The organism is Streptosporangium sp. NPDC023825 (assembly GCF_040639575.1).
GTDB lineage: Bacteria > Actinomycetota > Actinomycetes > Streptosporangiales > Streptosporangiaceae > Streptosporangium.
In genome coordinates this window covers 1-24121 of sequence record NZ_JBFAAE010000030.1, presented here as the reverse complement: position 1 = coordinate 24121, position 24121 = coordinate 1, and the positions used below count along the sequence as shown (strand labels likewise).

The window sequence follows — 24121 nt, the reverse complement described above, 5'->3', positions numbered from 1 at the left end:
GCCTCCGGGGTGGGACCTCTCAGTCCCGGTCCCGCTCGGGGGCGGGGGCGGGGGCGGGTGCCTGGCCCTGGTAGACGCCTCCGGCGCCCACCTGGGCGGCGTGGACCTCCTCGTCCGGGGCGTACAGGCGGATCTGGACGCCGTCGGGGTCGGCGAAGCCCATCGCGTGGCCCGCGGAGGCCCGGAAGACCGGGCTGTGCGGGACACCGAGGCCGTCGAGACGGGCGACCCAGTCGTCGAGCCCCTCGCGGGTCACCTGGAGCGCGAAGGGGTCGGCGTCGAAGAGCACCCTGGCCAGGTCGGGGTTCTCACGCAGCGCGATCTGGAAGGCCGCGCCGGGTACCGTGAAACTCATGCCCCTGATCACGCCGTCCTCGTCCTGGAAGCTGGTGTGGTGTTCCAGCCCCAGGACCCGTTCGTACCAGGAACGGCTCCGCTCCAGGTCGCTCACCCAGATCTTGAGGTGGTGCACACCGGTCAGTACGGCGTTCAACTCGTCTCCTCAGGGTGCCTGCGTCGTCGTGACGGTCGTGGTGAAACGGTGCTCGCAGAATCTCTCCCTCGCCTGCGCCCGGCTGAAACCGCGTTCGGACTCCTCCCTGTCGAGCCCTTCGAAGCTGTCGAAACCGAGCCTGGCCACGGTCCCGGCCTCGGTGCCGGGCGCGAGGCGGGTCGTGAAGACGATCCGTCCCCGGTGCGGGACGTGGCTTCCCGCGGCGCACCAGACGCCGTCGGAGCGCTCGCGGCAGCGCAGGACGGAGACCCGCCCGCCGGCGCCGTCGAGCAGCACCGCCCGGACGCCTCCCCGCGCGCCCTCGGGGAAGCGGCCCCCCACCCAGAAGGCGCCCCAGTAGGGGGCGAAGGAGGGGGTCCAGGTCATGGAGTAGTCGAGGGTGTAGGAGACCCGGCCCTGCGAGTCGGGGCGCGGCGCGGCCCCGGCCGTCAGCTCGATGCCGATCAGCGGCTCACCCTGGCACTTCCTGGCGGCGGTGACGCAACTGGCCTGGGCCTGCGGCAGCGGCGACAGGGCGGCCGCGATGAGGGCGAGGCCCGCGGCGACCCCGAGAGCACGGCGCATGAGACCTCCTGTGTCCTGCCCCGAGAATCGTGTCCTGCCCGAGAACATCGTGTCCTGCCCGAGAACGCTACATGCGCGTGGCTCCGCGCGCGTCCGAGATCAGCATAGTTCGCCCTTCCGGGCCGGAAACGGCGGCCTGGCCGGCACATCGGTCGCGGGAAGGTCCGGGTGGGCGGAGAGGAGGGGGTCCGCCGCCCACCCGGAAACGGTCAGATTACCCCGACAGACATGAGTTTGGCTCGCTTGCGCGCACAGGTATCGGCCGGATCTCCGGTGACCGGCCCCGTTCCCCGGCGGGCCGGGAAGGGCCGCCGAGACCTGGGGCGTCCGGCCGGCGGCGGGAGGGGTAGCCGAAAGAGCCGCGAGTGCCGTCCGGCCGGGGCCGGGGTGGCGGTCCACCGGCACCCGGTCAGCGTTCGCCGGGACCGGGGAGGGGGCCGTCCTCCTCCTTCGCCTCGTCCCTGGGCTCGGCGTACGGCTCCCTCTCGGGCGGATGGCCTCCGGCGATCCGGCGTTCCCGCATGAGTTCGGCGTCGAACTCGGCGCCCAGCAGGATCGCCATGTTGGACAGCCACAGCCAGACCAGGAACACCACCGCGGCGCCGAGCGTGCCGTAGGTCTTGTCGTAGGAGCCGAAGTTGGCGACGTAGGCCGCGAACCCGGCCGAGACGACGACCCAGAGCAGCACGGCCAGCAGCCCGCCGGGGCTGATCCAGCGGAATCCGGGCTGGCGGACGTTGGGCGCGGCCCAGTAGAGCAGCATCACCAGGCCCGCGGCGATCAGCACCAGGACCGGCCACTTGGCGTACCCCCAGACGGTGACCGCGGTCTGCCCGATTCCCAGGGCCTCGCCCGCCGCCTCGGCGAGCCTTCCCGTGAAGGTGACGGCCACCGCCGCGGCGGCCATCAGGACGACGACCACCAGCGTCAGCCCGACCCTGAGCGGGGTCAGCTTCCACAGGGGGCGTCCCTCCCGGATGTCGTAGATCGCGTTTCCGGCCCTGACGAAGGCGGCGACGTAGCCGGAGGCCGACCAGAGCGCCACCAGCAGACCGGCGATCGCCAGCAGACCCCTCGTGCCGCCGCCCACCTGGTAGATCTGGTCCTTCACCAGTTGCGTGACGTCGCCGGGGGCGAGCACCGCGACCTGGGCCAGGATGGTGGAGATCACGTCTTGGCCGACCAGTCCGAGCACGGACACCAGCACGATCAGGCCGGGGAAGATCGACAGCACCGCGTAGTAGGTGAGGGCCGCGGCCCAGTCGGGCAGGCCGTCCCGCTGGAACTCCAGGACGGTCCGTTTGAGGACCCCCCACCAGGCCCGCCGGGGCAGTTGCGAGGGGGTGTCCGGGACAAGGGCGAGCCGCCCCCGCGAATCGTCGGGGGCGGCCCTGCCGGTGCTGCCGGTCATCTACTTCTTCTTGCCTCGCCGCAGCACGCGAAAGACGACCAGGACGAGCGCGGCGACCGCCGCGATCGTCACCACCGGGCGCTTGCCCGCCTCGGTCGTGACCCTGTTCGCCGCGTCCTTGATCTCGACGGGAGTCACTTCCTTGACCCGGCCGACGACCTCGGGGGCCGCCTCCTTCACCCGCCCGACCATCTCGGGAGCGGCCACCTTGACCCGCTCCACCATCTCGGTGGCCGTGGTGGCGGTCGCCGCCCCCGCCTTGCGCAGGTCGTCGCCCACCTGAGCGGCGGTCTCCTGCAGACGGCCCTTGACGTCGGTCTTGTGCACCAGTGCCTCCACTGTGTCGCCCAGTTCGCGGCGGGCTTCCTCGATGTCCCGCCGCACGGTCTCCGTGTCGTTCCCGTCGTTTCCGACGGTCTTGCCGACCTCCGTCGCGCCGCCACCGGTGTCACCGGTGTTGACGTACGGGGTGTTCTTCGCCGTGCTGTCCGGTACGGCGGCGAGCGCCGCGCCCTCCGGGAGCCGGGGCGTGCCGTCGCGCTCGGACTCGGAAACCCCGAGGTCCTCGGCGGGCGTGCCGTCCGGCTGGTTCGGCGGGATGTTCAGCGATCCGCTCTCGTCAGGCGTTATCGGCTCGTCGACGCCCTTCCTGCGGGATCCGGTGGTGCCGGCCACGGCCTGGGGCCGTTCGGGTCCGCCCGGGTCTGTCTCAGTCATCGGTGCGCCCTCTCTTTCACCGCGTCGATGTCGTCCTTGACGCTCTCGATGGTCCGTTCGGGGGTCGGCGGGGCGGCCTCGGCGACCTGGCGCTTGCCGAAGAACCCGAGCGCGCCGGCCACGACCAGCAGCACCCCGCCCACGAGCGCGGCCGCCGCCCACGGGGGCATGACCTGCGCGAGAAGCAGGATCACCGCGGCGACCAGGGCGCCGGCCCCGAACAGGGCCACCACTCCCGCTCCGCCGAACAACCCCACGCCGATTCCCGCGTGCTTGCCCTTCTCCGTCAGCTCGGCCTTGGCCAGGCGCAGCTCGTCCTTGACGAGACGCGAGACCTGCTCCGACATCTGCCGGATCAGCTCGGACGTCGGCAGTGATTCCTTGGCGTTGGTCATGGGCTGCCTCCTCCCCTACAGGAAAGGACGTCTACCCTCTCCTCCCCCGGCAAACATGGTCCTGGCTGCGATGATCACAGGGGGGCGTGGGGACGACACCGTGCCGTGTCGCCCGGCGGCCGCGCCGCGCCGCGCCGGGCCGGGGCGGGGCGGCGAACCCGGCCGGCGTGCCGAACGGCACGGCGGTGGCGGTGGCCGGGAGCGGGGCGGACATGCTCCGGACACGTCGATCACGCCTCGCGGCCGGGACTACGCCATGATCATAGGGAGGCCCGCGTGTCCCAGTGGTGGAAAAGTAGAGGTACGGGCGAAGATGAGCCTCTTGGGATAGTGCGTGGCACGATGAGCGCGATCAGAAAGGCGGCACGCTAGAGATGGCACAGATCGTCGGCGGCGGGAGCCCGGTCAACGACGCCGAGCGACGGGTCATCGCGCATCTGCGAGACAACGCCCCGGACGACTGGCTGCTGCTGCACAACATCGAGGTGCCCCGCGGGGACGACACCTTCGAGGTGGACGTGATCGTCCTGACCGGCCACTCGCTCTGCGTCATCGACGTCAAGGGCACCCGCGGCCGGATCGAGGTCGCGGGAACCCGCTGGTTCCCGCAGCGGAGGGAGGCGTTCGGCTCCCCCGTCGCCAAGCTGCGCGGCAACGGGCGCGCGCTCAAGGGCCTGCTCACCCAGGAGCGCCGCGAGCTGGACCGGGTCTACGTCGACAGCCTCGTGGTGCTCACCGGGACCGACGCGGAGCTGGTCGACCCGGCCGGCCGCGACTCGCGGCACGTCACCGGCCTCGCCGGGCTGATCGGCACGCTGGGCGACGTCTCCCGCGTCAGGCGCGGCCACACCACGGACACCGCGCCGTACGGCACCGCGATCATCGAGGCGCTCAACGGGAGCGTGCGGCGCTCCACGGCGCCGCCGCGCTTCGGCAGCTGGGAGGTGGAGGAGCAGCTGGGCGGCGACAACCGGGTCACCGAGTACCGCGCGATCAACGCGACGGTCCCGGGCAGCGAGACGGTCCTGCTGCGCGTCTACCGGGCCGACCCGCTGGCCGAGGAGGAACCGAGGGCGGCCGAGCGACGGCTGATCACCAACGCCTACCAGGCCCTCACCAGGATTCCCCCGCACCCGTGCGTGGTGCGGGCCCGTGACTTCTTCGCCATCGACGACGAGAGCCGGTTCGTGCTGGTCCTCGACGACGTGCACGGCCAGGCGCTGCACCTGCACCTCACCGCCCCCATGTCCACGCTCTCCACCGCCGCCCGGCTGGACGTGGTGGAGGACATGCTGCTGGGCCTGGCCCACGTGCACGCCAACAACGTGATCCACCGGGCGCTCAGCCCCGCGTGCGTGCTGGTGACCGAGGAGGGCCGGGCCATGCTCACCGGGTTCGACTACGCCAAGCCGGGCCCCCGCGCGCACACCGTGGCCAGCGAGCTGCCCAACGTCCTCGACACCCATTACGCGGCCCCCGAGTGCCAGGCCATGCCGGAGCGGATGACGGCCGCCTCCGACGTGTACGCGGCCGGGGTGATCGCCTTCCAGCTGCTGACCGGGAGGCTTCCCCCGATCACCCCCGACGCCGAGCCCGCCTCCGGCGAGGCGCCCGTGGAGGTCATGGACCTGCTGCGGCGGATGCGCGACCACGCGACGAGCAAGCGTCCCGGCGCGGCCGAGGCCCTGGCCGACCTGCGGCGGATACGGCGGCCCCGCCCGCCGGAGCCCGCCGTACCGGACCTTCGTCCCCAGGATCTCCGGCCGCGGCACCTCGGCCACCCCGAGGCCCCGGCCCTTCGGGAGGTCGTCCCCGAGTTCCCCGGCGTCCCCGAGGTCCCCGCCGCGGCGGGCGCCGGCGTGGCGGACACCGGGTGGCCGGAGGAGCGCGGGGCGGAACACCACTCGCGGGACGCCCGCCCGCAGGCACCCGCGCGGTACGAGGACGAGCACCACGGGGGCCTGCCGGCACCGGAGCCGCTGCTCGACAGGCTCAGGACGAGATTCCGGCGTATCACTGGAAAACAGCCGTAAAGGTCACTGGGAAAGCCGTAAAAGTTCACTGGAAAACAGCGTTAAGGCTCACCGGAGAGCAGCTCTGAGGGAGAGCAGCCGTGAGCCGACCGGCCGCCCGTCCGGCCGACGGCAGTGCGGAGGCCGGGCCCTGGCTCTCGGCCGGGGCCCTGGCGCCCGCCGGGCGGCGGGTCAGTGGCGGGTGTGGCCGCCCCGGAAGCGGGCAAGGAGCCCGCGCAGCTTCTGCTGGTTGCGCGGGTCGCGGGCCATCGTCTTGGCCTTCTCCATGTGCCGCTGTCCCTGCGGGGTGCGCAGGTAGTTCCGAACCCGATCCATCAGCGATGCCATGGTGTCCTCCATCTGTCGGAACCCTCCGACTACCCGCTGAGAACGGTTCCAATCACCACCGGCACCCGGCCTCCCGGCTCCCCGGGCTTTCGGGCCTCCCCGGGCCGCATCGGGCTCAGGAGTCGACGAAGTCGTCGGGGACCATCACCCGCAGGCCGTTGGGGACGGTGCGGATCATGATGGGGGTCATCAGGCGGACCTCGCCGTCGACGTCGGCGGCCATCGGCGGGTCGGTCTCCAGGTACATCTCGCGCCCCACCACGAAGGGGCCGCCCGCCAGGCTGCGCCAGCGGCCGCTGCCGGCGCGGACCATGGTCTCCAGCAGCAGGCGCAGGCGCTTGCCCGAGCCGAGCTGGTACGCGACCAGGCGGCCGTTGTCGATGCTGATGTCCCTGGCGACCTGCCAGCCGCCGTGGAAACGGCCGTTGGCGATGTTGAGCTGGTGGGTGAGCAGCTCGTGGCGGCGCCCGTCCACGGTGAGGAAGGCCCGGAACGGCTGGTGGCCCGGGAGGATCGTCAGGGCGGTGAGCGGGTAGGCCGCTCGGCCGAGAAGCCGCTTCACCCCGTGCCGCACCCTGCCCGCGACCTCCACGGAGACCCCGAAACTGGCCAGGTTGGCGAACTCGCGATCTCCGGCGACGCCCAGGTCGATGTCGGCGACCTTCCCGGTGCGCAGGACGCCGATGGCCCCGGCGAGGTCGAGGGGGACGCCGAGGCTGCGGACGAAGTTGTTGGTGGTGCCCAGGGGCAGCACGCCCAGGGCGACGTCGCGGTGGGCGACGTGCTTGACGGCGGCGCTGAGCGTGCCGTCGCCGCCACCCACGACGAGCAGGTCGGGCTCGTCGGCCAGGGCCTGCTCCAGGGTGGCGCGCAGGCGTTTGGTGTCGACCACCGGGAAGAAGCGGATCGAGCCGAATTCCTGGGCCCGCAGCGCGCGGACCACGGCGGGGTAGTGGCGCCGGCCTCGGCGCGAGCGCGTGTTGACGACCACGCAGACCCTGCCCTTGGTCCGGATGGCCTCGGTGTGCTCGGCCTTGCTTCGAAGCTCTCCCACGCTGCCCCTATCCGATCGGGTGGTTGCCCGTTCAAATGGTAGGGCCCCGCCGTCGGTGACGGCGGGGCCCCGGGGCCCGTGGGCCCTCATCCGCCCGTTGGGCGGGATGATCTACTTCTTGGGCGGGGTGACCTGCACGATGGCGCCGAGGTCGCCCGGGAACGGGGTGACCAGCTTGATCTTCACGCCCAGCGCCTTGTCCTCGTCATCGGGGTTGCCGGAGCCGAGGACGTGGCCGTTGCCCATGTCGGTCCCGTACAGCTCGGTGGCCGGGGTGCCGTCGGCGTTGACGACCCGGGTGCTGTAGGGCTGGTCGTCCTTGGAGGGGACGACCGCCGAGGCGTCGAAGTCGCGGTAGAACAGGCTGGTGCCGCGCGCCTCGAACCCGGGGTACCAGGTCTTGGCGTCGGTGAACTCGGAGACCCCGCGCTGCGCGGCCACCTTGGTGCAGTACTCGCTGAAGGGCTCGCCGGGCCCCTCGAGGCACTCGGTGAAGGGGTAGGTCTTGGAGAAGGAGAAGGCGGCGTTCGAGGTCTGCACGCGGCCGTCCATGTTCTTGAGCGTGGTGGTGTCCTTCTCGGCCGCCGCGCCGGTCCGCCGCAGCGGGTCGAAGTGGGAGTCGACGAGCAGCAGGCTGCCCTTGGAACCGATGCTCGGCGCCAGTTCGAGGTTGTTGGCCACCGAGTTGTTGGTGTAGTTCGAGTCGCGGAACCACACGAGCATGCCGGGGGCGTTGTACTTGACCTTCTCCACCTTCCACGCGCCCTCACGCGAGTAGTTGGTGTCGTAGGCGTACTGCAGGCCCTTGTCGAACCCGTCGAAGTTGCGCCACTCGGCCAGGTAGAACCGGGAGACCTCGCGCTTGCCGTCGTTGACGACCCAGCCCGCGCCGGTGGTGCCGTTGAAGGTGCCGCGGCCGGTCGTCCAGCCGCCGGCGCCGCTCTCCAGGTCGTCGCTCCAGACGGTCTCGGCGCCGTTGGTGAGCGCGAAGTCGTCGACGTGCCAGCCGCGCGGGGTGAAGGCGGCGTCGGTGTTGTAGGTCAGGCGCAGCTTGACGGTCGTGCCGGCGAACGGGGCGAGGTCGACGTAGTCGTGCCGCCAGCCGTCGGTGTTGCCGGTGAGGCCGTACTTCTTGTTGCCGAACGTGGCCAGGTTCTTGTTGGGGTCGGTGTAGTCGTCGTCGGTGGAGACCAGGGCGCCGCCCTCGGTGTAGACCTTCTGCTGGGCCCAGGTCGTGCCGCCGTCCGTGGAGATCTCGACGAAACCGTAGTCCCAGTCCTCCTCGATCTCGTAGTTGTTCCACATCCAGAACTTCAGGTCGGTCCCGGCGGGCACCTGGACGTCACGGCCGAGCTTGACGTCGGCCCACTCCTGGTCGAAGTTCGACCAGAACGTCTTGGTGCCGCTGTGCGGCTCGACCATCGTGACCGGGGGGCTGGTCAGGTTCACCCTGACGCCGTCCTGGGTGAGCTTGGGCGTGCGCGAGGCCTGGCCGATCGTCACCAGGCCGGCGCGGTCGCCGGGGTTGAAGACCTTGGGGTCGGCCCAGCCGAGGATCCACTTGCTCCAGATGCTCATGTGGGAGGGCATCGACTGGAAGATCGGGCCGCTGTGCGAGCCGCTGGACATCAGGTCCCAGAAGTCGACGGCCGAGGAGGCCTGGCCGCTGGTGTCGTAGAGGTCCGGCAGGCCCAGGTCGTGGCCGTACTCGTGCGCGAAGACGCCGACGCCGGAGTCCTCGGGCTGCACGATGTAGTTGGAGATCTTCACGTTCTCGCCGGGCACCTGGTAGCCGCCGGCCACCGCGCTGGAGTGCGCCCAGATCGCGTAGGTGCCCTCGGCGCCGCCGTCGGAGGACTTGTCCTTGCCCGCGTGGACCAGGACCAGGTGGTCGACCACGCCGTCGGGCTCGGCGAAGTTGCCGTCGCCGTCGGCGTCACCGACGTCCTCGATGTCGTAGTCGGCCCAGGGGAAGTCCGGGTCGGTGGCGGCCAGGGTCTTGACCGCGTCGATGGCGAGCTGGCCGGCCCCGAGCGGGTTGTCCGGGTGGCCGCTCATGTCCTGCACCGGCTGGCCGCAGGCGCGCGCGCCGTAGTAGGCCTCGGAGTGCGGGACCTTGATCCACGGGCTGGCCTGCCCGGTGACCGTGTAGGCGCCCTTGGACATCTCCTCGTACATGTTCTTCATGGTGTAGCCGGAGATGTCGATGCCCTTGCGGCCGTCCCGGGGGTCGGTCAGGTCGGTGCGGACGCGCTGGGTGATGCCCTGCTTGGTGTAGAGCATCTTGTTGAAGTGGTCGGGGCTGAAGTCGGGCACCCAGAAGCTGTTGTTGTCCTTGTGGGACAGCGTGGCCGGGTTGGGGATCTTGTTGTGCAGCGGGCCGTTGAGCAGCGTGCCCGCCGGCTCGGTGACGCACTCGGCCGGGTCCTCGCTGTTCACGTCGGCCGGGCGGGAGAAACCGGAGAAGTCGTCGTTGGCCTTGTCGTTGAACTCCACCAGCAGCGTGAGGAGCTTGGCCGTCTTGACGGTCTTCGACTTCTTGAAGAGGAAGTCGGCCGGGTTGGTCCCCGTCCTGATCGCCTGGGCCTCACGGGCCGCCAGCACCCGCGCGGCGACGGGGTTGCCCGCGGAGTACTTCTCGGCGATCTTCTTGGACGGGCTGACCTTACGCGCCTTCGCCGACGGCACGGCCGGGTCGTCGACCTCCGGCTCGTCCCTGGGGGGCGCGTAGTTGATGTAGTAGTCGGCCGCGGTCGGCTGGTACCGCGCGACCGAGGTGTCGCTCTCGGCCGAGGCACCGCCCACGGCCAGTCCCGTGACGGCCAGGCCGAGCACGGGGACTATCGCGAGAAAACGCCTGCCGGCGCCTCCGCTGCTGACTCTGCCGGACAACCTGTCCCCTTCCCTTGCGCCCGGGTTGGCCGGACGCGTCCCACTACCGGCCCGCCGTATGAGCGCACCGAACCGGGAGATTAGACGAGAAGGTAAAGTCAGAGTCAAGAGTCCAAATGATGTTGCTAAACTGCAATAAAGTGCGTTTTGTCCGGAGAAGGCATGTTGGCATAGGCCGTACAGTCCAACGTGTGACCGCTATCTCCGAACTCGTCGCAGCGCTCGCACCGGAGAAGGTGCTGACCGACCCCGACGTGACCGACTCCTACGCGCGGGACCGCACCTTCCTGGAACCGGGGAAACCGCTCGCCGTGGTCCTGGCGCACACCAGGGACGACGTCGTCGCCGTGATGAGGTGGGCCACCGAGCACCGGGTGCCGGTGGTGCCCCGGGGCGCCGGGACCGGCCTGGCGGGCGGGGCGACCGCCGTCGAGGGATGCGTCGTGCTGGCGCTGCACAAGATGGCGGCGATCAGGGAATTGTCCCCCGCCGACGAGACGGCCGTGGTCGAGCCGGGCGTCATCACCGCCGACCTGGACCGGGCCGCCCGCGAGCACGGGCTGATGTACGCCCCCGACCCCTCCTCGTACGAGATCTCCACCATCGGCGGCAACCTGGCCACCAACGCGGGCGGGCTGCGGTGCGTGAAGTACGGCGTGACCCGCGACTCGGCGATGGGCCTGGAGGTCGTGCTCGCGGACGGGCGGGTGATCAACACCGGCCGGCGCACCGTGAAGGGCGTGACGGGCTACGACCTGACCGGGCTGTTCGTCGGCTCCGAGGGGACGCTCGGGGTCATCACCGCGGCGACGGTGCGGCTGCGCAGGGCCCCGTCGGTCTACCCGGCGACGATCGCGGCCGAGTTCACCTCCCTCAGGGACGCCGCCGCCGCCGTCTCGGCGATCATCGCGGCCGGCTGCCAGCCGTCGCTGATGGAGATGCTCGACCGCAACACGCTCAAGGCCATCGACGACTGGCGGAACATCGGGCTGGAGGAGTCGACCCGGGCGATGCTGATCGCGCAGTCGGACGCGGCGGACGGTCCCGCGGTCTCCGAGCGCATGGCCGAGCTCTGCACCGCCAACGGCGCGGCCTTCGTGGCGGTGTCGTCGTCGGCGCAGGAGGCCGAGGAGCTGATCGGGGTCCGGCGGATGGCCTACCAGGCCAAGGAACGGCTGGGCAAGTGCCTGGTGGAGGACGTGTGCGTGCCGCGTTCCCTGCTGCCGCACATGATCGAGAAGATCGAGGCGATCGCGGTCAGGCACGACGTGCTGATCACCACGGTCGCCCACGCGGGCGACGGCAACCTGCACCCGGTCTTCATCTTCGACCACGCCCTGACCGAGCCGCCGCCGCAGGTGTGGGCGGCGGCCGACGAGCTCTTCAGGGAGACCCTGGAGATGGGCGGCACGCTCACCGGCGAGCACGGCGTCGGGCTGTTGAAACGGCGCTGGCTGGCGCTGGAGACCGGGCCGGTCACCGAGGAGATCCACCACGGGATCAAAAAGGTCTTCGACCCGCTCGGCATCCTCAATCCCGGCAAGGCCATCTGAGCGGGCTTTCGCGCCGCGGTAACTATTCATAGGCACTCACGCTGGTAGCGTTCTGCCACACATAAACCATTTTTCGGGGTTTTTTCGGGGGACCATCGTGACAGAGCCGCTCACTGAGGAGGATCCACCGCGGCTGGGCTCGTTCGAGCTGATCGGACGGCTCGGCGAGGGTGGGCAGGGGATCGTCTACCTCGGGCGGGGGCCCGGGGGCGAGCAGGTCGCCGTCAAGCTCCTGCACCACGGGCTGACCGGCGACCCCGAGGCCAGGGCCCGCTTCCTGCGCGAGGTGTCGGTCGCGCAGCGGGTGGCCCGGTTCTGCACCGCGGCCGTGCTGCACGCCGACCTCGCCGGCAGCCGCCCGTACATCGTGAGCGAGTACGTCCCGGGACCGTCCCTGCGCCTGCTGGTCGACCGGGAGGGGCCCCGGCGCGGCGCCTCCCTGGAGCGCCTCGCCGTCAGCACGGCCACCGCGCTGTCGGCGATCCACCGCGCGGGCATCCTGCACCGCGACTTCAAGCCCGCCAACGTGCTGATGGGCCCCGAGGGCCCGGTGGTGATCGACTTCGGCATCGCCAGGGCGCTGGACTCGCCGGGGATGACGGCGACCGGGGTGGCGATGGGGACCCCGTCCTACCTCGCGCCCGAGCAGCTCGGCCCCGGTGAGGTGACGCCCGCGGCCGACGTGTTCGCCTGGGGCGTCACGATGGTGTTCGCCGCGACCGGCACGCCCGCGTTCGGCCAGGACTCCATCGCCGTCGTGATCAACCGGATCCTGAACGCGCAGCCGGAACTGGGCCCGCTGGAAGGACCGCTGCGCGACCTGGTCGCGGCCTGCCTTTCCAAGGACCCGGCCCAGCGCCCCACCGCCGAGCAGCTCGTCAGCCACCTGATGGGCTCGGGCCCCACCACCCCGGTGCCGCGCCCGGCCGCCTTCCCCCTCCCCGGTACCGGCGTCGGACCCGCGCCCGTGCCCGGGACGACCGCGCGACAGGGCGGGCAGGGCGGGCAGGGCGTACAGGGTCAGACCGGACCGTCGGCGGGCGGGCCCGGACAGGCCGGGCCTCGGCGCGGCGGGCCTGAGCAGGGCGGACCGGGACGGCACAGCCGGGAGCCCGGCGGGAGGAAGGCTCCCCGGCCGGTGGGGCTCCTGCTCGCCGGGGTGGCGGTGGTGGCCGCGCTCGGCGTGGCCGCCGGGGCCGTGACGTTCCTCCAGGACGACGGTGAGGCCGCGGCGGCGCGGCCGGTGGCGACTTCCGCCGTGTCGGAGGCCGCGGCTCAGGAGCCGACGCTCATCCCCGACGTCGTGGAGGAATCTCCCCAGCCCTCGGAGCCGGCCCCGGAGGAGGAGACGGTCGCCGCGATCACGCCCCACCCGTCCCGGCGTACCTCCCAGCCGACCTCCCGGCCGGCCGGGGGTCAGGACCCCGATACGGGGAAGCCGACGCCGAAGCCCAGCGGATCCCCCTCGCGGACCCCCACCCCCACGCCGGCCCCGTCCTCGAAGCCGACGACCTCGCCGCGGCCGAGCGGCACCCCCAAGCCCTCGTCGTCTCCGAGCCCGACGTCCAGGCCCACCACGGCGAAACCGACGGTGAAGCCCATCGTCACCGCCACGCCGAGCCAGAGGCCCAACCCCCACACGGCTACCGGCGTCTGCGGGAGCGGCTACAAGGTGGTCGCCTCCAGGGCCCTGGGCCGCGCGGCGACCGTCTATCTCCTCTACAACACCGCCCAGGGCAAGAACTGCGTCGTCACCATGTCCAGGTACGTGTTCCCGTCCAAGATCGCGATGAACGCGGTCCTCCAGGTGAAGGGCGGCTCCACCGCGATCAACTCCGGCAGGTTCACCGTCTACGCGGGCCCCGTACGGCTCCCCGCCGTCAAGAAGTGCGTCATCTGGGGCGGTTCACACGGATCGCTGTCGTGGAAGAGCGGCTGGAGCCACTGCGGCTGAGCACAGAGGTGCCGCAGGTCCCGCCGGTTCCTGTCGTTCGCCGTCGAAAGCCGTCCTCGGGCAGCGCCGGAGCGGAACCCCCCGGGAGCGACCGGAACTCCGGGCTGCTCGGAGTGCCGGAAGCGGTGATCAGACGCTCGGGCGTGCGGATCCCTTCCCGCCCGGGCGGTCAGATCCGGCGCAGACGGCGGATCGGCGGGATGAGCAGGAGGGCGGCGCAGACGGCGGCGGCGACGCCGGTCGAGACGAACAGCAGGTCCCGGGGTTCGACGATCGAGGAGACCGGGCCGACGAGGGCCTGGCCCACGGCGACGCCCGAGACCGAGCCGGCGACCTCGTAGGCGGTCACCCGGTTGAGGACGTCCGGGGCCACCTGCGTCTGGACGCTCGTCGACCACATCACCGACCAGAACGCCCAGGAGGCGCCGCCGAGCAGATGTCCCGCCATCAGCGGGAGAGGCGGGAGCTCCAGGGCGGCCGACAGCGGGATGCAGACGAAGCCGGTCAGGGCGACCGCGCCCGCGGCCAGCGGGCGGGCGGGACGGAAGCGGATCGCGACCAGGCCGCCGATCACGGTGCCGGCGCCGAGGGCGGCCATCGCCCAGCCGTAGGCGGCCTCGCCCAGGCGATCGCCGATCAGCCGGGAGCCGAGCGGGATGTAGGGGCCGAAGACGAACATGCCGAAGAAGACCCAGACCAGGATCACCGACCACATCCAGCTGCGGGAACGGAACTCCGTCCAGCCGCGCCGCAGGTCGAGCAGGACCGTCGAGGACTTCCCGCCCCCGCCCCCGGCCCCGGCCCCGGTCCCGGCGGCGGGGGCGAGCCTGATCAGGGCCAGGCAGAGGCCGCTGACCAGGAAGGTGGCCGCGTCGAGGGCGTAGACGGCGCCCGCGCCGGTCAGCGCCATCAGCGCTCCGGCCAGGACCGGGCCGCCGAGCTGGGTGGCCGCGTCAGCGATCTTGAGGGTGCCGTTGGCCCGCTGGGGGTCCTTCGCGACCAGCGGGACCATGCCGTTGACGCCGGGCTGGAACATCGCGGCGGCCGTACCGGACAGCGCGGAGGCGACCATCAGCAGCCACAGCGACGGGGTGCCGGTGAAGAACGCGACGGCGAGCACGCCCTGGGTGACGATCCGCACCAGGTCCGCGCCGACCATCATGGCGCGTGCGCCGATCCGGTCGGAGAAGACCCCGCCGAACAGCACGAACAGCACGAAGGGCGCTGTCCAGACGGCGAGAACGTACCCCACGCCCGAGACCCCGTAGACGGCGCCGACCGCCAGCGCCGTCGCGACCGGCATCATGGCGTCGCCCAGCAGCGACACCACCCGGGCAGCGAAATAGAACGAGAAATCCCTGGTCCAGAGCGTGGGCGGGACGCTCGGGGCATCTTCACGATCGAGAATCGCGGTCATGTGACGAACTCCATGACCACTCATTCTGGATATCGGCGCATATCCCCGCAGACGTCCCGAATGACATTGTTAGGTACATTCTTGCCATGAGGCATCGCGTCGTCGCCCTGGTCGGCCCCACACAGGAGATGTACCCGGTGACCTGCGCGTCCGCCGTGTTCGGCTACCACGGTCCCGACATCCCCCAGCACTACGACTTCCGGCTCTGCGCCGAGCGGCCCGGCCCGATCCCGACCACGCTGGGCGCCGACATCGTCGTCCACGACGGCCTGGAGGCCCTGGCGGAGGCCGACACGATCCTCATCGCGGGCTGGTGCCCCGGCCCTGACGTCTCCGCCGAAATCGGCGCGGCGGTCCTGGCCGCCCACGGCCGCGGCGCGCGGATCGTCGGGATCTGCGCGGGCGTCCACGTCCCGGCGAGCCTGGGACTGCTGGACGGCCGCGGCGCCGCGGCCCACTGGGAGCTCACCCACGAGCTGGGACGGCTGTACCCGAGGGTCCGTGCCGACGCGACCGTCCTGTACGTCGACCACGGCGACGTCGCGACGGCGGGCGCCACGGCCACCACCGTCGACCTGTGCCTCAACCAGGTCAGGCGCGACCACGGCGCGGCCCTCGCCATGCGCATCGGCCGGCAGCTGTCGGCGGCCCCGCACCGGGAGGGCTGCCAGCGCCAGTACCCCGCGCTGCCGACGACCGGGCCGGTCCCCGACTCCCTCGCCCCGCTCCTCGACTGGATGACCGCCAACCTCGACCGGCCGCTGACCCTGGAGGACATGGCGGCCCGGTCGGGGATGTCGGCGCGCACCCTCAGCCGCCACTTCACCGAGCAGCTCGGCATCTCCCCGGGCCGCTGGCTGCTCGACCGGCGCATCGCAGGCACCCGCGCCCTGCTGGAGGAGACCGACCTTCCGGTGGAGACGATCGCCCAGCGCGTCGGCCTGTCCTCGGCGGTCAACCTGCGCCGCCGCTTCCGCAAGGCGCTGAGCACCACCCCGGCCGCCTACCGGCGTTCGTTCCGCTGACCGGCGTCCGGCGGCGCCGCCGCGCGCAGGCGGCGGACCACGCCGCCACCGCTGTCAGACGCCGGCGGCCCGGAGGGGGGCGGTCTCCTCCCGGGCGGTCCAGAGCCGTGCGGACATCCAGGCGATGCCCACGGCCGCGATCACCAGGCCGGCCAGGTAGACCGGTACGGGCACCAGGTTCCTGAGCGAGCCCGGGACCATGCCGGCGGCGTAGAGCGCGATCGCGACGGCCGGGAGGGCGCCAGAGCGCAGGGCCGCGACGCTGAAGGTCAGGACTCCCGCGATCAGCACGACCGAGGTGACGAGGAACGCCCGTCCGGTGCCCCCGGCCAGCAGCCCGTCGATCGTGGGCCTGCCCAGCAGCGGGAAGACGTAGTGCAGCGTGTACTCGATCGCGAACGCCCCCGCCAGGCCGGCCGAGTTGAGCAGGTAGCCGACGAGGCCGAGCCCGCCCGCCGTACCGCGTATCAGCAAGTAGAGGCCGGTGATCGCGAACAGGCCGGCGAGCGCGCCGAACGGTGCGACGGCATGGGTGAGCGCGGTCTCCGGCAGCGCGCCCGCGCGGCGCAGGATGTTGACGAGCAGCAGCACGGCGCAGACGAGGCCGGCCGCCCCGGTGGCCCGGTAGAGAGCCGATCGACGCATGGGGAAACTCCGTTCCTTGCGGTCATGACGCTCGTCATCGTGCGCGCTGCCGGCCAGGAAGTTGAGTGGGTGCGCGAAGACGTAAGCACCCCGAAAGAGGGACGTAAGCACCCCGAAAGAACCGGGCCGGCCGCGCCGCGAACCGCTCCAGGCGGGCCTGCGCGTGCCACGGGAGCACGGGGTGCCGAAAGGTGACCACGAAGGCGGGCGACCGGTCCCGTGACCCGCGGCCCGCGGGTGAGGATCGGCGCCGGCGGCCGTACGGCACCGCCTTCCGCGCCCCGGGGAGTCCGGAGCGTGCGGACGCCGCCTTCGCCCCGTTGCGGGCCTCCGGGAGTGCCACCCCTTAAATTGGACTTGCCAGTCCAATTTGCGGTGACATAAGACTGGACCATGCAGTCCAGTAATCTCCGTGTTCCCCTACCCGCGCCGGTGGCGCCGGCGCAGGCCGGCAAGGGGCTCGCCCCGGCACTCGCGACGCTCTCGGTGACGTCGGCGCTGTCGATGCGCGAGCGGGGTGTGGCGGAGGCGAACCTGGATCCTCTGCAACACCGCCCAGGGCAGGAACCGCGTCGTCACCATGTCCAGGTACGTGTTCCCGTCCAAGATCGCGATGAACGCGGTCCTCCAGGTGAAGGGCGGCTCCACCGCGAGCGGCTCCGGCAGGTTCACCGTCCACGCGGGCCCCGTACGGCTCCCCGCCGTCAAGAAGTGCGTCATCTGGGGCGGCTCGCACGGATCACTGTCATGGAAGGGCGGCTGGAGCCACTGCGGCCGAACCCGGAGGGGTTCTCGTCCTTCGGCCGGCCGGGCGGCGGAAGGTGCCCTCGCCGCCCGGCCGGCCGGTTCTAGCCGAGTGTCCCGTGAAGTGCGATCACATGCTGCGACGGGTACCCGCCGGGGTGGGACACGGCTCCGACCGCCCAGGTGGCCGTGGTGCCGGGAACGCTCACGAGGCTCTGGAAGAAGGGCGTGTGACCGAACATCAGGGGTGCGGCCGCGGTCGTCCACCGGCCGTCCACGTAGCGGAGGAACGTGGTGCCCTCCCTGTTGTAGCCGCTCACCCAGAGGCGTCCCGACTCGTCACCGGTGATGCTGTAGAGCGCCGTGGTGATCGGAGACGCGACCGTCCGCCACGTGACGCCGTCCCAGTGCAGGAGAAGCGGCTTGGGGGTGAGGCTCTCACGATCTATCGAGCCCACCGCCCACACGTCGTTCGCCGAGACCCTGTGCACGCCCCAGAGCTCGGCTCCGGCGATGGAGGGAGTGGGGGTCTCACGCCAGGAGGTGCCGTCCCAGCGCATGACGAGCGGTCTGTCGTCGGTGCGGCCCACGGCCCACGCGTCGGACTCCCCAGCGGCGGTCACGGCCATCAGGCGTGCGGACGTGGGGCCGTCGTTGGTTCCGGTGAACACCGGCTTGAAGTCCTGGCCGTCCCATTCGACGATGAAGGGGCGGCCGTTCGAGCCCCCGACCATCCAGGCCTGGTCCGGCCCCGTGACGGCGATGTCGTTGAAGCCCATGTTCTGGTTGCCGGGGAAGGGAAGGTAGCTGTTCCAGGCGCTGCCGTCCCAGCGTGCGGCGTAGGTGGAGTAGCCGACGGTCTTCCCCAGGACCCAGACGTTGTCCTGGCCTGACGCGCCGACCACCTCCAGGTTCGCGGGCCTGTCGGGGAGCGTCCGCTCCGCCCATCTCGTCCCGTCCCAGCTCAGCAGCGCGTACGGCCGCTCGGGGAGCGGGCCGCTGTACGTCGACCCCTGATAGCCGACGGCCCAGGCGTGGTTCGCGTCGATGGCGGCGACGTCCGACAGGCGGCTGCCCAGCGGTAGTTCCGGATCGGGTATCACCTGCCAGCCGGAGGCGGTGGGGGCCGGGGTGGGAGTGGGGGTGGGGGTGGGGGTCGGAGTGGGGGGCGGAGTCGGCCAGCGCGTCGGTCTCGGTTTGCGGGCCGGTTGGAAGGCCGGGGCGACAGCGGGATCACCGGCCCCTGCGGAAGGCCGCGGGGACGTGTCGGCCGAAGCGGTGGTGTCGGCCGAAGCGGCGGGGAGGGTCCCGATCAGTGCCAGGGCCATACCGCTCAACGGGAGTGCGATGAGAAGGCGCAGCGGACGGAGGGTGCGTGCCATGAATCCTCGCTTCTCGTGATCTCTACGCCTCAGATGATCGTCGTAGGACTCCGATCGGTCACGGGTCGCGAGACCGCCGTAAGGGCTCCGTAAGGACGCGTCACCGCCATCCACGCGCCTCGGGAAGCTCGAACGGCACGTCAACGGTCGTCGAGCGCGCTGTCCCGGTCGAACGAGCATGGATCGCGGACCAGGCGTCCGGTGACGCCGGACCCGCCGCGCACGCGCCGTACGAGGTCGCCGGCGGCCTCCGGCCAGCGGGCGTGCTCGAAGGCGAAACCCGCTTCGAGCAGGCGGCCGGGGACGACCCGGCGGCTCTTCAGCAGGAGTTCGGTGTCCGAGCGCAGCGCGAACGCGCCGAGCTCGGCCATCCACCTCGTCGCGGGCAGGCCGACCCGGACACCCCACGCGGCGCGCAGTGCGCGCATGAACGCACGCTGCGGCAGAGGATCGGGGGCGGCGAGGTTCACCGGCCCGGCGAGGTCGTCCCGGCCGGCCAGGAACTCGACGGCGCGGACGAAGTCGCGGTCGTGGATCCAGGACACGTACTGCGCGCCGCCCGCGATCGGGCCGCCGAGGCCGAGCCGCGCCATCCGCAGCAGGACGTCGAAGACGCCGCCGCGATCGGGGCTCATCACCATGGCGGTGCGCAGGGCGACCTTGCGCGTGTGCGGGGTCTCGGCCCGCTCCTGCTCCCGCTCCCACGCCTTCGCGATCTCGACGCTGCGGGCCCAGTAGCCGGGGACGCCGGGTTCGGTGCCGCCGAGCACGCCGGTCGCCTCGTCGTTGGGCGCGTCGAAGCGGTGGGCGTAGACGGTGGCGGTGCTCATCTGCAGCCAGACCCGGGGAGGCCGCGCGGCGGCCGCGATCGCCTCGCCCACGGCCCGGGTGGAGCGCACACGCGAGTCCATCATGGCCTTCAGGTTGGCGGCGGTGTAGCGGCAGTTGACGCTGCGCCCGGCCAGGTTGACCACGATGTCGCTGCCGTCGATCTCCCGTGCCCAGGGTCCCGGTGTCTCCCCGTCCCAGCGGACCTCACGCTCACGCGCCGGCCGCCTGGTCAGCACCACGACGTCATGCCCCGCGGCCGTCAGCGCACGATCCAGGATCGCGCCGACCTGACCGCTTCCTCCGGGTATCACTATCTTCATCGGACTCCCCAGAACGTGTGGGACCACCGTAGTACAGCGCTGAACGCGTTCAAAAGGGGGTCGCCCTCCACACCGGGGAATGCTCGGCGCACCTCGGAGCCCGCGGAGGCGAACGGACGGCGACCTCTGCCGCCGGGCGCTGATTCGCCACAGACAAAACCGGTCTCCGTTGTGAGAAATGTCGGCGACCACGGCTACGGTCCCGATCATGACCAACGCGGTGCAGGCGTACGCGTACGCCGGACCCTCCACGCTCACCGCCGGGCGGCTGGCCCTGTCCACCTCGGGCGGGCGTACCGCGCGCGGCCCGCTGAGCCATCCCCGGTTCTTCAGCGGCCTGCTGACCGAGGCCGCCCCCGCCGCGGCCGGGCTGCTCGCCGTCGCGAACGTGGCGCAGGCCCGTTACGACCGCCCGGCCCCGGCTTTCTCCCGCGATCCGGTGGTCACCTGCAACGGCGACCGGCTCCGCTTCGAGTCGTTCTCCGCCTGCGGCGGCGTCTACGCCCGCCTCGACGTGCTGGAACGCGCCCTCGACGGGGAGGTGGTCGACCTGGGCACCACCAACGTCGACGTCAACGGCCCGCTGCGCGAGGCGCTGGCGCGCGTCGGCGGCGCCGACCCCCTCCACCTGGGCGTCGGGCGCGACGAGCTGGCCGTCACCACGCTGGACGGCGCGGTGGTGGAGAAGAAGGTGCCACTGCCCGAACGGTGGCTGCGCGGCTTCGCCGAGGTCCAGCTCGTCACCGCGGGTTTCGACCCGCGGGCCGAGCTGAGCGGGCCGGAGGCGGCGCGTTTCCTGCGCACGCTGCCCCGGCGGGCCGGCTCCACCCTGTGGGCGGTGCCCTCGGGCCGCTCGCTGCGGCTGACCGCGGGCCCGGCGCCCGGCGCCGTCTGCCTGCCGGGCCCCGACCGGCTGGCGACGATGCTCACGCTGCTGCGCTTCGCCAGGACCCTGCGGCTGTACGGCCCGGCCCGCCCGGACGCGGCCGTGGCGAGCGCGTGGGAACTGGAGCTACCCGGCATGCGTTACGTGCTCACCCTGTCCCCGGACAGCGGGCGCTCCTTCTCCACCGAGGGGGCCGTGCTCCGGACGCTGGCCTCCGACGACGCCGCGGACGACGCCGACCTGGTCGGCGCGCTGCTCGCCTTCGAGCCGAGGGTGGAGCCCGACCTGCTCGCCGAGCGCTCCGGTCTCGACGCGTCCCGGGTGCGGGCCGCGCTGACCCAGCTCGGCGCGGCCGGCCGGGTGGGCTACGACACCGCCGAGGCCGGTTACTTCCACCGCGAGCTGCCCTACGACCGCGACAGGGTCGCCGCGATGAACCCGCGCGCCAGGGCCGCCCGCGAGCTCGCCGGCGGCGGGGCGGTACGGCTCGACGGGCCCGGCCGGGCCCTGGTGACCTCCGGCGACCAGGTCCGCGAGGTGCGCGGCACCTCCTGTACCTGCCCGTGGTGGGCCAGGCACCAAGGACGACGGGGACCGTGCAAGCACGTGCTCGCCGTACAGATCATGAAGGGAGCCCGGGCGTGAGCGCGTGGGACGACGTACGCGACCTGATCGACAGGAGCGACGCCGACGGCGTCGCGAAGCTGGTCGTGACCCTGGACGACGCCGCCAGGCGCGAGGTCGCCAAGCGGCTGCCGGGGCATCTCAAGGAGATCCGGCTCTATCTCGACTCCTGGCGCGGCGCCGGGGACCGGGCCGAGGCGCTGCGCGCGGCGGGCGCCGGCACGATCGCCGCCGCGGCCTCCGTCGCGTCCTGGCTCACCCGGCGCGGCCTGGTCGGCTCCCGCGAGACGGTGGACGACACCGATCGGCTGCTCGGCCTGGTCGGCGCCCGCCCGCAGGCGTGGCAGGCCGAGCTGGCGGCGCGGCTGGCGGAGAGGCTCCGCGGGAGCGACCCGAGTTACGAGCTGACCGCGTCCCTGATCCACCGGACGGGTATCGAGCCGCCGGCCGACGACGGCTTCGTCGTGGGCTGGGTGTCGGCGGCGCTCGGCCGCGGGCGGGTGGCCGAGGTGCTGGCCGCCGACCCGCTGCTGGACGCGCTCCTGCCGCGGATCTTTCACGCCCGGGGAGTCGGCGAGGCCCTGCAGTGGGACGGTGACCCCACCTCCGGCGGCACCTGGCTGGGCGGGCTTCGCACGCTGGCCGCCGACGGCCGGGTCGACCGCGCGATGCTGCTGGACGGGTGCGTCGGCCGGTTCCTGCGCGGCGGCACCGCGCTGGAACTGCGCTTCTTCGTCCGCCTGCACCAGGCGCTCGAACCCACCCCCGCCGAGGTCGGGTCCCGGGCCCGCGACTACCTGCGGCTGCTGCCGTCCGCGCCCGGCACGGTCGCCGAGCTCGCCCTGGGCCACCTGCGCGAGCTGCCCGCCGTGTCCCCCGGCGACTTCGCCGAGGCCCTCGAGGCGCTGATGTACCGGCCGGAGAAGAAGCTCGTGCGCGCCGGTCTCTCGTGGCTCGACCGGTCCGTGCGGCTGTCGCCGGACCATGCCGGGGCGACGGCCGGGGCCCTGGCGACGGCCTTCGCTCACGAGGCCTCCGACGTGCAGGAACGCGCCGTTCGGCTGGCTGTCAAGCACGCCGCGCACCTGGACCCGGCAGCGCTTCGCGACGCGGCCGGCGCCCTGCCCGCCGATCTGCGCGCGCTCCTCGGCGTCGCGGAGCGGCCCGGCGAGAAGGAGGAGGGGCCCGTCCTCCTCGTCGCCCCGCGGCTTCCCCGGGTCGAGTTACCGCCGCCCATCGCCACGGCGGCCGAGCTCGGCGCGGAGTTCGCCCGGCTCGCGGCCGACCCCTACAGTCAGCTCGACCGGCTGGAGACCGAACGGCTGATGGCGGGGCTGGTCGAGCTCACCCACCGCGACCGCGAGGCCGTGCGGGCGGTCCTGGCCCAGGTGCCGGTCCGCAGGTGGGGATGGAGCGAGAACGACAACCCGCTGGCGTGGCTGTGGGCGGCCATGCGGGCCGTCGCCTCTCCGTCGGCGCCGTCGTCCGAGCCCCGTTTTCCGGGGCCCGGCCATGTCTCGGTGCCGCACGTGCTGACCCTGCGCCGGATGGCCGAGCTCGTCACCGCGGCGCGGGAGGACGCCCTGCCGCCGGTGCTGCTGGCCACCCCGACGAGCGCCGACGGCCATGTGGACCCGGCCGAGCTCCTCGCCCGTCTCGAACGGCTGCAAGCCGCAGGCGTCGACCCGCCGGACGCCGACCTGCAGCAGGCGTTGCTGCGGATCCCCCGGCGGGTCGACGCCGAGGTCGCCGCGAGGGCCGCCGGGCTCACCACTTCAGCCGGGCGGCTCGTGGCGCGGTGGATGTCCGGGGAGGGGCTGGCCGATCCCGTGGTGACGGTCCGGTACAGCTACCTCGCAGGCGCCTCCCGCCGCTGGTTCGACGAGGGGGAGCAGCCGCTGTACCCCTACGACCCGCGTGCGGCCTCGTTCGTCGCGGCCTCGCCGGTCGAGCTCGACCTGGTCGACCCGCTGTGCCGCGATCCCGAGACCTACGTTCACAACCGCGGCGGCTCCATGAGCTGGTGGGCCGGGGTCATGCCCTCCCACCGCGAGGTCGTCGCGGCCCACCTGCTGCCGTTCTTCAGCTGGGACTGGCCCGAGAACAGTCCCCGGCTGCCGATCCTTCACGATCTCGCGCGGGCGGACGGCCCCCTCGGCCCCGCCTTCGCGACCATGCTGGTCTTCTACCTGAACCACGAGGACCCCGCGGAGCGTACGGCGGCCCTGGACCTGCTTCTCGTCCTCGCCGCGACCGGCGACCTGCCCGCCGCCGACCTGGGGGACCAGCTCGGCCACCTGGTCAGGAACGGCATGGTGACGCTGAGCCGTGTCATCCCCTCGCTGGCCGAGGCGGAACGGGCGGGCGCGGGCGCGCAGGTGTGGCGGGCCGTCGCGGCCGCCCTTCCGCACATGCTGCCCGCCGACGGGGAACGGCCGCCCAGCGGCCTGGCCGACCTCATCGCGCTCGGTCTCAGGACCGCTCCCCCCGGCGACACCACGCCGGTCCCCGGCCTGGCCGCGATCGCCGCGCGCGGCGGGTCGAGCCGGATGGTCCGCGAGGCGCTCCGCCTCACCCGGCTGCTCTCACCCTGACGAACGCCCTGAACCCCCGACGTCCCGGGAGCCGCCTGACCGGCGGCCCGGCCGTCGGGGGTTCACCGCCCTCCGGCCGGGAGCGGGCGGTCGTCCCATGGATGGCGCGGCCGCGGGAGAGCTTCGCGCCGCGCACCGTGCGGACGGACCGGCTCGCACGGTGCGCGGCGCGGGGGCCCGGGGGGGGTAAACCCCCACCACACCCCGTAGTTGGCCAGGCCCAGAAAGGCCAAAAAGGA

Annotated in this window: 19 protein-coding genes; 6 read left to right on the top strand and 13 right to left on the bottom strand. The window is 72.4% G+C overall.

Going from position 1 to position 24121, the window contains the following annotated elements:
• Positions 1-19: 19 nt before the first annotated feature.
• The 5 genes from AB0G15_RS24660 to AB0G15_RS24640 form a co-directional block, all read right to left on the bottom strand.
• Positions 20-493, bottom strand: coding sequence for a VOC family protein (locus AB0G15_RS24660; protein WP_362843952.1), 474 nt, complete (start codon positions 491-493; stop codon positions 20-22).
• A 9-nt stretch (positions 494-502) separates the two neighbouring features.
• Positions 503-1078 (bottom strand): hypothetical protein, encoded by a 576-nt coding sequence (locus AB0G15_RS24655; protein ID WP_362843948.1) that lies wholly within the window; start codon positions 1076-1078, stop codon positions 503-505.
• A gap of 409 nt (positions 1079-1487) precedes the next feature.
• Positions 1488-2489, bottom strand: a complete 1002-nt coding sequence (locus AB0G15_RS24650) for a YihY/virulence factor BrkB family protein (RefSeq protein WP_362843946.1) — start codon at positions 2487-2489, stop codon at positions 1488-1490.
• On the bottom strand, positions 2490-3206 hold the full coding sequence (locus tag AB0G15_RS24645) for a DUF3618 domain-containing protein (RefSeq protein ID WP_362843943.1): 717 nt from the start codon (positions 3204-3206) through the stop codon (positions 2490-2492).
• Positions 3203-3601, bottom strand: a complete 399-nt coding sequence (locus tag AB0G15_RS24640; RefSeq protein WP_362843940.1) for a phage holin family protein — start codon at positions 3599-3601, stop codon at positions 3203-3205. The genes AB0G15_RS24645 and AB0G15_RS24640 overlap by 4 nt, the downstream gene beginning before the upstream one ends.
• A 374-nt stretch (positions 3602-3975) precedes the next feature.
• Between AB0G15_RS24640 and AB0G15_RS24635 the strand changes: the two genes are divergently transcribed.
• Complete coding sequence (locus AB0G15_RS24635) at positions 3976-5634, top strand: NERD domain-containing protein kinase family protein (protein WP_362843937.1); 1659 nt, start codon at positions 3976-3978, stop codon at positions 5632-5634.
• Positions 5635-5805: 171 nt separating this feature from the next.
• Here the strand turns inward: AB0G15_RS24635 and AB0G15_RS24630 are convergent, their stop codons facing one another.
• From AB0G15_RS24630 to AB0G15_RS24620, 3 genes are all read right to left on the bottom strand, one after another.
• Entirely contained in the window at positions 5806-5961 is a 156-nt protein-coding gene (locus AB0G15_RS24630) for a hypothetical protein (protein ID WP_362693218.1), read from the bottom strand.
• Between the two features lie 115 nt (positions 5962-6076).
• Positions 6077-7015, bottom strand: a complete 939-nt coding sequence (locus AB0G15_RS24625; protein ID WP_362843934.1) for a diacylglycerol kinase family protein — start codon at positions 7013-7015, stop codon at positions 6077-6079.
• Positions 7016-7126: 111 nt separating this feature from the next.
• The gene (locus AB0G15_RS24620) at positions 7127-9907 is read right to left on the bottom strand and encodes an immune inhibitor A domain-containing protein (RefSeq protein WP_362843931.1); all 2781 of its coding nucleotides are present in this window, start codon (positions 9905-9907) and stop codon (positions 7127-7129) included.
• 191 nt (positions 9908-10098) lie between these two features.
• Here AB0G15_RS24620 and AB0G15_RS24615 point away from each other — a divergent pair, with 191 nt between their 5' ends.
• Positions 10099-11460 carry an FAD-linked oxidase C-terminal domain-containing protein gene (locus AB0G15_RS24615; protein ID WP_362843929.1) on the top strand — a complete coding sequence of 454 codons (1362 nt, stop codon included), beginning with the start codon at positions 10099-10101 and terminating at the stop codon, positions 11458-11460.
• Between the two features lie 97 nt (positions 11461-11557).
• The gene (locus AB0G15_RS24610; protein ID WP_362843926.1) at positions 11558-13414 is read left to right on the top strand and encodes a protein kinase; all 1857 of its coding nucleotides are present in this window, start codon (positions 11558-11560) and stop codon (positions 13412-13414) included.
• Positions 13415-13583: 169 nt separating this feature from the next.
• Here the strand turns inward: AB0G15_RS24610 and AB0G15_RS24605 are convergent, their stop codons facing one another.
• A complete protein-coding gene (locus AB0G15_RS24605) occupies positions 13584-14831 on the bottom strand; it encodes an MFS transporter (protein ID WP_362843923.1) in 1248 nt (415 codons plus the stop codon).
• Between the two features lie 86 nt (positions 14832-14917).
• On the opposite strand from AB0G15_RS24605, the gene AB0G15_RS24600 reads away from it, so the two are divergent.
• Positions 14918-15856: a helix-turn-helix domain-containing protein gene (locus AB0G15_RS24600; RefSeq protein WP_362843920.1), complete on the top strand. Its 939-nt coding sequence runs from the start codon at positions 14918-14920 to the stop codon at positions 15854-15856.
• A gap of 54 nt (positions 15857-15910) precedes the next feature.
• On the opposite strand, the gene AB0G15_RS24595 is transcribed toward AB0G15_RS24600, so the two are convergent.
• From AB0G15_RS24595 to AB0G15_RS24580, 4 genes are all read right to left on the bottom strand, one after another.
• Positions 15911-16501, bottom strand: coding sequence for a hypothetical protein (locus AB0G15_RS24595; protein ID WP_362843918.1), 591 nt, complete (start codon positions 16499-16501; stop codon positions 15911-15913).
• A 420-nt stretch (positions 16502-16921) separates the two neighbouring features.
• Entirely contained in the window at positions 16922-17221 is a 300-nt protein-coding gene (locus AB0G15_RS24590; protein ID WP_362843916.1) for a hypothetical protein, read from the bottom strand.
• Between the two features lie 128 nt (positions 17222-17349).
• Positions 17350-18627, bottom strand: coding sequence for a hypothetical protein (locus AB0G15_RS24585; RefSeq protein ID WP_362843913.1), 1278 nt, complete (start codon positions 18625-18627; stop codon positions 17350-17352).
• Positions 18628-18767: 140 nt separating this feature from the next.
• A complete protein-coding gene (locus AB0G15_RS24580) occupies positions 18768-19778 on the bottom strand; it encodes a TIGR01777 family oxidoreductase (RefSeq protein ID WP_362843910.1) in 1011 nt (336 codons plus the stop codon).
• A gap of 208 nt (positions 19779-19986) precedes the next feature.
• Between AB0G15_RS24580 and AB0G15_RS24575 the strand changes: the two genes are divergently transcribed.
• Entirely contained in the window at positions 19987-21309 is a 1323-nt protein-coding gene (locus AB0G15_RS24575) for an SWIM zinc finger family protein (RefSeq protein ID WP_362843907.1), read from the top strand.
• Complete coding sequence (locus AB0G15_RS24570; protein WP_362843904.1) at positions 21306-23882, top strand: DUF6493 family protein; 2577 nt, start codon at positions 21306-21308, stop codon at positions 23880-23882. The genes AB0G15_RS24575 and AB0G15_RS24570 overlap by 4 nt, the downstream gene beginning before the upstream one ends.
• Positions 23883-24121: the final 239 nt, after the last annotated feature.

Bases quoted from the DNA above. Each gene is read 5' to 3' on its own strand.
- AB0G15_RS24585 (WP_362843913.1), bottom strand. From the start codon at position 18,627: ATGGCACGCACCCTCCGTCCGCTGCGCCTTCTCATCGCACTCCCGTTG.
- AB0G15_RS24600 (WP_362843920.1), top strand. From the start codon at position 14,918: ATGAGGCATCGCGTCGTCGCCCTGGTCGGCCCCACACAGGAGATGTAC.
- AB0G15_RS24605 (WP_362843923.1), bottom strand. From the start codon at position 14,831: ATGACCGCGATTCTCGATCGTGAAGATGCCCCGAGCGTCCCGCCCACG.
- AB0G15_RS24580 (WP_362843910.1), bottom strand. From the start codon at position 19,778: ATGAAGATAGTGATACCCGGAGGAAGCGGTCAGGTCGGCGCGATCCTG.
- AB0G15_RS24640 (WP_362843940.1), bottom strand. From the start codon at position 3,601: ATGACCAACGCCAAGGAATCACTGCCGACGTCCGAGCTGATCCGGCAG.
- AB0G15_RS24650 (WP_362843946.1), bottom strand. From the start codon at position 2,489: ATGACCGGCAGCACCGGCAGGGCCGCCCCCGACGATTCGCGGGGGCGG.
- AB0G15_RS24645 (WP_362843943.1), bottom strand. From the start codon at position 3,206: ATGACTGAGACAGACCCGGGCGGACCCGAACGGCCCCAGGCCGTGGCC.
- AB0G15_RS24590 (WP_362843916.1), bottom strand. From the start codon at position 17,221: ATGACGCACTTCTTGACGGCGGGGAGCCGTACGGGGCCCGCGTGGACG.
- AB0G15_RS24575 (WP_362843907.1), top strand. From the start codon at position 19,987: ATGACCAACGCGGTGCAGGCGTACGCGTACGCCGGACCCTCCACGCTC.
- AB0G15_RS24630 (WP_362693218.1), bottom strand. From the start codon at position 5,961: ATGGCATCGCTGATGGATCGGGTTCGGAACTACCTGCGCACCCCGCAG.
- AB0G15_RS24655 (WP_362843948.1), bottom strand. From the start codon at position 1,078: ATGCGCCGTGCTCTCGGGGTCGCCGCGGGCCTCGCCCTCATCGCGGCC.
- AB0G15_RS24595 (WP_362843918.1), bottom strand. From the start codon at position 16,501: ATGCGTCGATCGGCTCTCTACCGGGCCACCGGGGCGGCCGGCCTCGTC.
- AB0G15_RS24635 (WP_362843937.1), top strand. From the start codon at position 3,976: ATGGCACAGATCGTCGGCGGCGGGAGCCCGGTCAACGACGCCGAGCGA.